12 protein-coding genes are annotated in these 9,052 nt (G+C 72.2%); 3 read left to right on the top strand and 9 right to left on the bottom strand.

The genetic code is table 11. The annotated features are described in order from the left end of the window. A partial coding sequence (locus tag AOK23_RS26960) for an MFS transporter (RefSeq protein ID WP_169800336.1) occupies nt 1–590 on the bottom strand: 590 nt, incomplete at its 3' end. A 217-nt stretch (nt 591–807) separates the two neighbouring features. On the opposite strand from AOK23_RS26960, the gene AOK23_RS48980 reads away from it, so the two are divergent. Further along, nucleotides 808–1,431 (top strand): calcium-binding protein, encoded by a 624-nt coding sequence (locus AOK23_RS48980; RefSeq protein ID WP_055715219.1) that lies wholly within the window; start codon nt 808–810, stop codon nt 1,429–1,431. A 120-nt stretch (nt 1,432–1,551) separates the two neighbouring features. Here the strand turns inward: AOK23_RS48980 and AOK23_RS26950 are convergent, their stop codons facing one another. From AOK23_RS26950 to AOK23_RS26930, 5 genes are all read right to left on the bottom strand, one after another. Continuing rightward, complete coding sequence (locus AOK23_RS26950; RefSeq protein WP_055715218.1) at nt 1,552–1,986, bottom strand: universal stress protein; 435 nt, start codon at nt 1,984–1,986, stop codon at nt 1,552–1,554. A 202-nt stretch (nt 1,987–2,188) separates the two neighbouring features. Then, entirely contained in the window at nt 2,189–2,845 is a 657-nt protein-coding gene (locus AOK23_RS26945; protein WP_055715217.1) for a DUF4389 domain-containing protein, read from the bottom strand. A gap of 273 nt (nt 2,846–3,118) precedes the next feature. Further along, entirely contained in the window at nt 3,119–4,108 is a 990-nt protein-coding gene (locus AOK23_RS26940; protein WP_055715221.1) for an Acg family FMN-binding oxidoreductase, read from the bottom strand. A gap of 218 nt (nt 4,109–4,326) precedes the next feature. Continuing rightward, nucleotides 4,327–4,620, bottom strand: a complete 294-nt coding sequence (locus tag AOK23_RS26935; protein WP_055715220.1) for an SHOCT domain-containing protein — start codon at nt 4,618–4,620, stop codon at nt 4,327–4,329. A 338-nt stretch (nt 4,621–4,958) separates the two neighbouring features. Continuing rightward, entirely contained in the window at nt 4,959–5,171 is a 213-nt protein-coding gene (locus tag AOK23_RS26930; RefSeq protein WP_055715216.1) for a hypothetical protein, read from the bottom strand. A gap of 241 nt (nt 5,172–5,412) precedes the next feature. On the opposite strand from AOK23_RS26930, the gene AOK23_RS26925 reads away from it, so the two are divergent. Both AOK23_RS26925 and AOK23_RS26920 read left to right on the top strand, forming a co-directional pair. After that, nucleotides 5,413–5,724: a DUF1876 domain-containing protein gene (locus AOK23_RS26925; protein WP_055715215.1), complete on the top strand. Its 312-nt coding sequence runs from the start codon at nt 5,413–5,415 to the stop codon at nt 5,722–5,724. A 99-nt stretch (nt 5,725–5,823) separates the two neighbouring features. Beyond that, nucleotides 5,824–6,756, top strand: a complete 933-nt coding sequence (locus tag AOK23_RS26920; RefSeq protein WP_055715214.1) for a pyridoxamine 5'-phosphate oxidase family protein — start codon at nt 5,824–5,826, stop codon at nt 6,754–6,756. Nucleotides 6,757–6,883: 127 nt separating this feature from the next. Here the strand turns inward: AOK23_RS26920 and AOK23_RS26915 are convergent, their stop codons facing one another. The 3 genes from AOK23_RS26915 to AOK23_RS26905 all read right to left on the bottom strand — a co-directional run. Next, nucleotides 6,884–7,234, bottom strand: coding sequence for an ArsR/SmtB family transcription factor (locus AOK23_RS26915; protein ID WP_055542578.1), 351 nt, complete (start codon nt 7,232–7,234; stop codon nt 6,884–6,886). Between the two features lie 177 nt (nt 7,235–7,411). Then, on the bottom strand, nt 7,412–7,837 hold the full coding sequence (locus AOK23_RS26910) for an ATP-binding protein (RefSeq protein WP_055715213.1): 426 nt from the start codon (nt 7,835–7,837) through the stop codon (nt 7,412–7,414). Next, nucleotides 7,834–9,052: SulP family inorganic anion transporter (locus tag AOK23_RS26905; RefSeq protein WP_240496570.1), on the bottom strand; the 1,219-nt coding region annotated here is incomplete at its 5' end. The genes AOK23_RS26910 and AOK23_RS26905, both read right to left, overlap by 4 nt.

The following is a 9,052-nucleotide window of genomic DNA, read 5'->3' as shown; positions in this document are numbered from 1 at the left end:
CTACTGTCCTTCGCCGCGGTCGGGGACTTCACGGCGAGGACCGCGGCGAAGGACAGTAGATGGGCCAGGAGTTCGCCGGCGAGGGGAACCGTCCGCCCCAGGTTGAACAGCAGGCCGCCCAGTGGGGGTCCGGCGATCGTGGCTCCGTACTGACGTGCCTCGTTGTGCGCGAGGGCCTGGGGCAGGTGCTCGGCGGGGACGACGCGCCGTAGCAGCGCTGTCTCCGCGGGCTCGAAGAACACCCCGCAGACACCGCTGACCACCGCCACGCCCAGCAGCATCCGCCAGTCGAGGAACCCGAGCAGCGAACCGGTGACCGTGGTGGCGACGAGGGCGGCTCGCACCAGATCGCAGACGAGCATCGTGCGCCGTCGGTCCCACCGGTCGACCAGAGCGCCCGCGGGCAGGCGCAGCGCGATACCGGCGGCCATCGCCGCGGAACCGATCAGACCGGCGTGTACGGCCGAGCCGGTCAGTTGGAGTGCCAGCAGGGGATAGGCGACCGAGGCGACCTGGGCGCCCAGCGTCGAGGACAGGGTGGCGCTCCAGAGCAGGACGAAGTCACGGTTGCGGCGCAGTGGCTCACTCACGCTCCGGAGTATGTACAGAATTTAAAGAACGTACAACTCCGTTTTGGTGATTCAGGGACTCGGAGGGATGGAACTCGGGGTCATTGAGGAGGCATGGAGGGGGCGTGTCGCAGGCCCGCTAATTGGGGGCTGGACCCCCATGTGTCGCCCCCCGCTCCCGCCCAGGATGGTTCACGGCTGGACCAGCCCAGGTTCATCAGGGGGAACAGGAGGAGCATTGAAGATCTCCATGCGCAACGCGATGCAGGCCGGTGTCACGGCCCTGGCACTCGGCGCGGCCACGGTGCTGTCGACGGGGCAGGCCCATGCCGCGACCGGAGTACGGGTGGACTCGGTCCGCATCCACGTCAACGCCGTGGCCGGAAAGGCGAACGACCTCTCCGTCACCCGGTCCGGCAGCACCGTGACCATCAGCGACGGCGGCGACGCCGTCACCGCGGGATCCGGCTGCACCCAGGTCGACCGCGACACCGTCACCTGCCCGTACGGCAACCGCACCCTCACGCTCGACATGGGGGACCTCGGCGACATCGTCCTCGTGACCGGCAGTATGCCCGCCGACATCAGCGGGGGCTCGGGCGACGACATCATCACGATCGACTACAGGGCCACCGCGAGGACCTTCCTCAACGGTCAGGCCGGACACGACACCGTCTTCGGTGGGGCCGGGGTCGACAACATCACCGGTGGCGCCGGGGACGACGTCATGTTCGGCAGGGACGGCGACGACCGCCTGGACGCCGGTGACTTCTCGGCCGGCAACGACCGCTCCTTCGGAGACGCCGGCACCGACACCTGCACGGGGGACGTCAACGACCTGAAGGACAGCTGCGAACGCTGAGGACTGCGGGCCGCCGCACGGTCGCCCACGCGTCGTGCGCGGCGCGGTCGCGGTACGAGGGTTCAAGGGTCGGCCGGCGATGGGTGTGCTCGCCGCCGGCCCGCCTCGACGCTCTCGACGTCACGTCCGCGAGTCGTCCGGGACCACCGCCACCGGGCACACCGCCTCGTTCAGCAAGGCGTGCACGGTCGCACGGGAACGCGAACCGGGCGCGCTCCCCACCACGACCAGCGCGGCCCCGGCGGCGTGGTGGGCCAGCGCATGGACCGGGGGCAGCAGGACAACGTCCTCGAGCACCGGAACGTCCGGATACCGTTCGCGCCACGGACGCAGCGCGTCGGCCAGGAGCTGCACCTCGTGGTCCTCCCATGTCGCGCGGTCCCTCTCCGGTACGGTGAACGGCCACTCGGCGGCGCTCGCGGGAAGCGCCCAGGCGTGCACGGCACGGAGACGCACCCCTCGCGCCAGGGCACAGTCGAAGGCGAAGTCGACCGCGCTCCCGACAGGGTCCCGCGCGTCGATACCGAGGACGACCTCTCCGTACCGGCGCCCCACGCCGGTCCCTTGCCCGGAGCCGTTCCGCGCCCCCGGTACGCCCGGGGCAGCCGTCGTCGGTTCCATCACAGTCCGCCCTTCAGAGGCTGGGTGGGAGTTCTGCGGCGCCACCCAGCCTCTGCCGCGCCCACCGCCCCGGACAGAGGCCGATCGGGCCCGCGTACGGGACCCAGGTCCCTCGTGGAGCGGCGCACGGCTGAGGTCAAGGACGCGGTGCGGGCTCCTCGCCGCCCTGGTCGAGCCGGAAGGGCGGATACACATCCGTGAGCAGGGCGACATAGGCGGCCACCCGCAGCACCCAGCGGTTCAGCCCTATCACCAGGTCGAAGAGGCCGCGCGGATACCGGTCCGTCGCGGCCAGCGCGATGCCGGCGAACAGCACCAGCAGCCCGATGAGCCCTCCCGAGAACCACACCATCCGTACGCCGCCCAGCAGGAACCCCAGCACCAGATAGTGCGGGATCGCCAGCAGCCACCACTTCACCAGGACCAGACCACGCGAGAGCTGCTCCGGGTACGCCACGTCCCAGTGGGTCGGATAGTCGGGGACGTCGGCGAGGGTGAACGGCGGGTAGCGGTCCGTGCCCAGGCCGCCGTACGCGTAGTACGCGACCCGCCAACTCCAGCGCAGGACACCGACGTTGAAGTCGAACAACGACCGGGGGTAGCGGCCGGTGAACAGGATCGCGAAGAACGCGACGACACCGACCACCGTGAACGCCATCCAGAGGAACATCAGGACGACGTAGTGGGGGAACGCCAACAGCCACTTCACCAGCCACAGCCACCGCGAGAGCGGGGTGTCGAGCCGCGCGCTCAGTCGGGCGGGGTGAGGGGACGCGATGAACTCCGTGCTCATGTGGACCGATCCCTTCGTCGTTCGGTGACGGTCACTTCCGGGAGTCCCGGCGGTGGCGAGATCAGATGCCCTGTGCGGGGCCTCCACTCCAGCTTCCGGTCAGGGGCCGACACGCGCACATGGGCTGAGAGGGCAGGGCGGTGGGCCGAGCAGCCTTCCGTGATGGCGGGCGCTGGGTGGCGCCACGTGCGCGTGATGGTGCCGTCGTCCGCGCGTCCGGTGGCACGTCCGCGCGTCCGGTGGCACGTCCGCGCGTCCGGTGGTAGGTCCGCCTCAGTCGATGGTGAGCACCTCGGCCACCGGGCGGCGCGGGGTCGCCGGGCCCGAGGGGCCGTAGCCGAGCCGGATGACCATCTGCACGAAACCCATTGCGGACTTTGGGTCGCGGGTGATCCAGCGGAGTTCGGGCCGTTCGAGGGCCTGGGAGGTGAGGGAGGTGGCCAGCCCGTCGAGAGTGGCCTGGAGCAGGACGCGTTCCATGGCCTGCCCCGCCACCAGCCAGTCCCTCGGCCGGTCGTCCCTGGTGCCCAGGACGGCGAGCTGGGGCGCGCTCTCGAATACCGCGGTCTCACGGCCGGGAAGCGGCTGCCGGCCGGCGAAGTCGCGTACGGGCGCCCCGCCGTGCTGTTTGAGCGGGCCGAAGGCATAGTCAGGTACCCCGTCGCCCGCCGTGCGCGCCGCGTCCGTGCCCGTGCGCACCCAGCGCTTCAGTTCCTCCTCCGCCGCCGGGTCCTGCGCGTCACGCCCCTCGGCGTCCCGGACCGAGTCCAGGAGGGTCTGTACGTGCCAGATGTCGGGGAACGCGAGCCGCGCCCCCTCCAGCAGGGCGGCGGCGCTGAGGCCGTCCCTGATGGCGTCGGGCACCGCCTCGTCGGAGAACGGCTGCCTGCTGGTGCGGCGACGGTGGATCGCCGGGTACAGCGGGGCCAGGTCGCCCTCGGTCGGGGCCTGGCCGGTGAGCCGTACGACCGCGAGCAACCGGGGGTCCGAGGGGTCGGGCAGCAGCTCAGTGACCGGGGTCCAGCCCGCGTGGGCGGCGGCGACACGCAGATTGAACAGGGCGGCGGCGCAGCCCAGGTGAAGGGCCCGGGTCGTCGGGTCCGTCCTCGGCATCGCGCGGTCGAGGTCCGCCCGCACATGGAAGGCGCCGTCGCCGCGGACGAAGCGGAACTCCCAAGGCTGGGCGTTGTGCATGGACGGAGCCGCCGCGGCATCCTCCGCCAGGGCTGTCACGGTCTTCTCGTCGAGTGCGTGTACGGGCACCACAGCTGCTTCCCTCCAGTGCCGACCGGCCGAGGTGGGGATGGGTGACGTGGCTGCTCCCCACTGTTCCACGCGGGCGCGCGGCTCGCGCAGCCGAGGCGGGCGCTGACGCCGATACCGATACCGATACCGATGCCGACCCGATGCCCACGCCGTTGTTCATGCCCCCCAGTTCCCGTTCCCGTTCTCCGGCCGGTCGGCGCGACTCGTGCCGGATATCAGGTTTTGCCGGACGGGGCGGTCGTTCCCGATCGCAGGACGGTCAGGCGTCGGCGGTACTCGTCCTCGTCGATGTCGCCACAGGCGAAGCGCTCGGCGAGGAGTTGCTCGGGGGAAAGGCCGGGTCGCGGGCCACCGGTCGACGTGCCCGCCTCCCTGTCCGCCCCGGCCGATGCGGACAGGGACCGGAACAGAAGCACACCGAGGGCGATCAGCGCGGCCCAGAAGAGGATCGTGCCCGCCGACATGACGAACCAGCCCCACCCGCCGAGATCGTGGCCGTACCGGAGCATCACGGTCACCCGCTTCCTTGCGATCACCGGGCACGGGCCTGACCCCCGCGCCTGCGGTGCTCACTCTCACTGTCGTCGCCGGCCCTGCTTCCGGCATGGGCCGAAGAGGCAGACCGGCGGGGTCGTCAGTCCCTGCCACGGGGACGGCTGCGGGACGCACGGAGACGGCGGACGCGCCCTGCGGCGGAGGCGGGGGACCGTTCACCGCCGGCTCGTCGGCGGTCCAGTGGGTAGCGGCGACGCTGTGGTGGGCGTGGTCATCGTGTCCCGGCCGTCGTGGCGCGACCGCGGGACGGATCCATGGTCGCGTCGGGGCGGAGCTCGGTGATGGGGTGCTGTCAGCGACCGGGCGGCAGTGCGGCGCCGGAGTGGTCGATGACGTTGCCGTGGGAGCAGTTGTTCTTGTGATCGCCGGTCCAGTCACTCAGGGCGGAAACCACGGCGAGTTCCTGAACGCATACGTCGGCGGCGGTGAAGTTCCAGTTGTTCGCCGCGTTGACCCCGCTGCCGAAGTTGCTGTCGTTGTCAGCGAAGGCGCTCGTGCAGGTCACGCAGCAACCGTCCGGGCGTGAGAAACCGGGGGCAGCAGCCTGCCACCTGCACGCGAGTGGCCGCCGTCGCGCGGCGCGCCGATGCTGGAGACGGTGAGGGCGGCGGTTGACCGCACTTGCCGAGGAGGTCCCGCGCCGCGCTCGCTGACCACCTCCTGGGCCCGTCCGCCGCCGACCCGCGTGAGCGCACGGAGCGGGCGACCGCCTCCGAGCGCCCCGCACCGAGATGAGGAGGACCGTGATGGCCCATACCGTGGAATGGAAAGTCCGTCTCCATCTCTTCGAGGAGGAGGGGACGACGAAGGCGCGCGTGATGCTCGACACCGGGACCACGGAGCTCGTCGGACACGGCGTGGCCCATCGCAGCCCCGACGACATGGACGTGCCGGAGATCGGTGACGAGCTCGCGGCGGGCAGGGCCCTGCACGACCTTGGCCGGCAACTGGTGCGCGTCGCCGCCCAGGACATCGAGAGCGTGGGCGCGGCCGGGACCGGGCGCGGCGACCTGCCGGAGACCGGCTGGCCGCTGCCCGATCAACCGCCGACAGGGTGACGACGGTTACGTCCGTCCGCACGGCGGGGCCGCCCGCCCTGCCGAGGGTATGGGCGGGCCGGGCCGAACACACCGGCATACGACGAAACGGCGGCCATCATGCGAGCTCAACTCGGTGACCAACTCGTGGTCGAGAGCACCACCACCGGCGCCACCCGGCGCGACGGCGAGATCGTCGGACTCCACCACGAGGACGGGACACCCCCCTACGACGTGCGCTGGTCGGACACGGACGAGGTGACCCTCGTCTTCCCCGGCCCGGACGCACACGTCCACCACATCGAACACCGGCCCGGCGGCGGACGAGAGCCGTCCCGGTCGCCCGCGCCGCCCATGCATGAGCCGCGCGCCGGCACGGGCGCTCCCGAGGCCCCGTCGGGCATGCCGCCCAACCCCGGTGACATCGGCCGCCGTGTCGCGGCCGAACGCCTCCGCCGGGGGCTGACCCGCGAAGAGGCGGCCCGCCGTGCCGGAATGGCACCGGAGTACCTGGCCTACCTGGAGGAACAGCCGGCCGACCCGACCAAGGCCAGCCTCATCGGCCTGGCCGACGCCCTGGACACGACCGTCGCCGCCCTGCGCGGCGCCGGCGTCGATTCGCCGCCCGGCCAGGGCCAGGCGCTCCCGCACCCCCGGCTGGTGGACCTCGACCCCGACGAGTGCCGTGCCCTGCTGTCCACCCACGGTGTGGGCCGGGTGGCGGTCTCGTCGGCGAGGGGCCCGGCGGTGGTCCCGGTGAACTACGAGGTCGTCGGCGACACGATCGCGTTCCGGACCGCGCCGGAGTCGGTCCCGGCGGCGGCTGTCGGGTCGGAGGTGGCCTTCGAGGTCGACCATGTGGACGAGGCGATGAGCCAGGGCTGGAGCGTCCTCGCCGTCGGAACCGCGCGGGTGGTCACCGAACCCGACGAGGTGCGTCGGCTGGTGGAGGCCGCCCACTCCACGCCCTGGGCCGGAGGCGTCCGGGAGATGTGGGTGGCGATCCGCCCCACACGTGTCACGGGGCGCCGCATCGTCCCCGCGGAGCAGTGAGACGGGACCGCCGACGGCCCCCTGACCCCCGCGAAACGGTGCCCGCGTGGACGCCCGCCCACCTTCGGGCCGACCCCGGCTGCTCCGTCCCGCCTCCGTTCCACGGTTCACGACGGCGAGACCGCTGTCACGAGGGTGGTTTTCCCTCGCTCTGCGCGGCCTGGAGGTCGGCCAGCAGTTCGGCCTGCCCGGCGAGCACCCCGGAGAGGATGGTCCGTGCCACCCGCAGCAGTTCGGCGACGTCGGGGCTGGTCAGCGAGTAGTACACCGTCGAGCCCTCCTTGCGGTTCTTGACCAGGTTGGCGCGGCGCAGCACCGCGAGCTGCTGGGACAGATGGGCGGGCTCGATGCCCACCTCGGGCAGCATCTCCGCGACGGCGTGCTCACGCTCGCTCAGCAGTTCCAGGACCCGGATGCGGGCCGGGTGGCCCAGCGTCTTGAAGAACTCGGCCTTCAGTTGGTACAGCGGCGTACTCATCGTGCCGTCGCCTCCTCGACGCATCCGCACGGTCTCACCGGCAGGGGCGCGGCGGGTCGCATCCACTCACTCCTCAGGAACATGCGGTCCATCCTCGCCTGCCGCGCCGACCACGCCGAAACCGTGGGGAAGAAACAGAGCAGCCGGACGCGGCGACGCCGACTCCTCGCACCACGCTCACAGGGGCAGGGTGATCCATATGCTCTTGCCGTTCCCGTCGGTGTCCGGGTCGATGACGGCGGTGCCGCCCAGGCCGAGCGTCAGTTCCATGACGGTGGCCAGCCCTCCGCTGCCGTTGCCGGCGAGAGCGCCGTACAGCGGGGGTTGGTACGGGTGGCGGTCGTGGACGGCGAGGGCCAGCCGGTCCCGGTCCGCCGCGTAGATCACGGTCAGCTGTGGTGACAGAAGGGCGGCGTGCCGGACACTGTTGGCCACCAGCTCGCCGAGGATCAGCAAGGCCGGGTCCACGGTGGGGTGCCGCAGCCCGATACCCCATTCGGTCAGGGCCTGCTCGGCGGTCTCCCGGGCCAGGCGTACGGCGGCCGGCATGGTCGGGAGGGTGAGCACGTGCCGGTGCGGCAGCGCCTCCAGTCGCGTGGTCATCCCCGTACCGCCCGTCCCTGGCCCGTGTCGGCGGGAAGGATCCCGGCCGTCTCCAGGTGGTGGCGGGCCGCTCGGATCGCCTCCGGGGTGGAGGCGTACTCCCGGCCGTCGTGCCGCAGCGGCTCCAGCGCGCCGACGGAGTCCAGGACCCGGCGCTGACCGGGCCGTATCCCGGAGGCCAGGACGAGGATGCCGCGCCGCGTCAGCCTCTCCACCGCGTCCTTCAGCACGAGGGCACCCGTGGCGTCCATCGTGGACACGCGGGACATGCGCAGGATGACGACCCGTACGTCGGCCACCTCGGTCAGCTCCAGCAGGAAGCGGTGCGCGGCGGCGAAGAACAGCGGCCCGTCGATGCGGTACGCGACGATGTGCTCGGCGAGCAGGGCGTGCTCCTCGGCGCTGTGGTCGCCCCGGTCGAGCGGCACCCGGTCCAGACGGGCCTGCTTGGCGACGGCGCGCAGGGCGAGCGCTCCCGCCACCGCCAGCCCGATGATCACCGCGTACACGAGGTCCAGGGCGAGCGTCGCGACCGCGGTGAGGACGAGGATCAACGCGTCCGAGCGGGTCGCGCGGGCCATCGCCCGCAGCGAACCGACCTCGACCATGCGGACCGCGGTCGCCAGCAGCACCCCGGCCAGGGCCGCCAGCGGGATCCTCGCCACCAGGGGTGCCGCCGCGAAGACGATCACGGCGAGGATCGCGGCATGGGTCAGGGCAGCCAGCCGGGAACCGGCGCCCGTACGGACGTTGACGGCGGTCCGCGCTATCGCTCCGGTCGCGGGCACCCCGCCGAACAGCGGGGCCGCGAGATTGGCCAGCCCCTGGCCGAACAGTTCACGGTCGGGGTCGTGCCGCCGCCCCACCGTCATGCCGTCCGCCACCGAGGCCGACAGCAGGGACTCCAGGGCCGCGAGCGCCGCCACGGCCACGGCCGGGGCGAGCAGGGAGCCGAGCGCGCCGGGGTCGAGGAAGCCGAGCGAGGGCGCGGACAGTCCGGACGGGAGGTCACCGATGGGCGCCGCGTCGAGGTCCGCGGCCTGGGCGACGACCGTGGCCGCGACGACGGCGACGAGGGAGAACGGGACGGCCGGCCACAGACGGGCGCCCCCCAGCATGATCACGGCGACGGACACCGCGAGGCCGACCGCAATCCAGTTCGGGTTCCCCGCGAACTCCGCCACGGCCCGCCACGCCACCACCAGCACCCGGTCG

It is taken from the genome of Streptomyces torulosus, assembly GCF_001419765.1.
In the GTDB taxonomy this organism is placed as follows: domain Bacteria; phylum Actinomycetota; class Actinomycetes; order Streptomycetales; family Streptomycetaceae; genus Streptomyces; species Streptomyces torulosus.
Note: the sequence above shows the minus strand (reverse complement) of the source record. Positions and strands in the feature narration are given on the sequence as shown.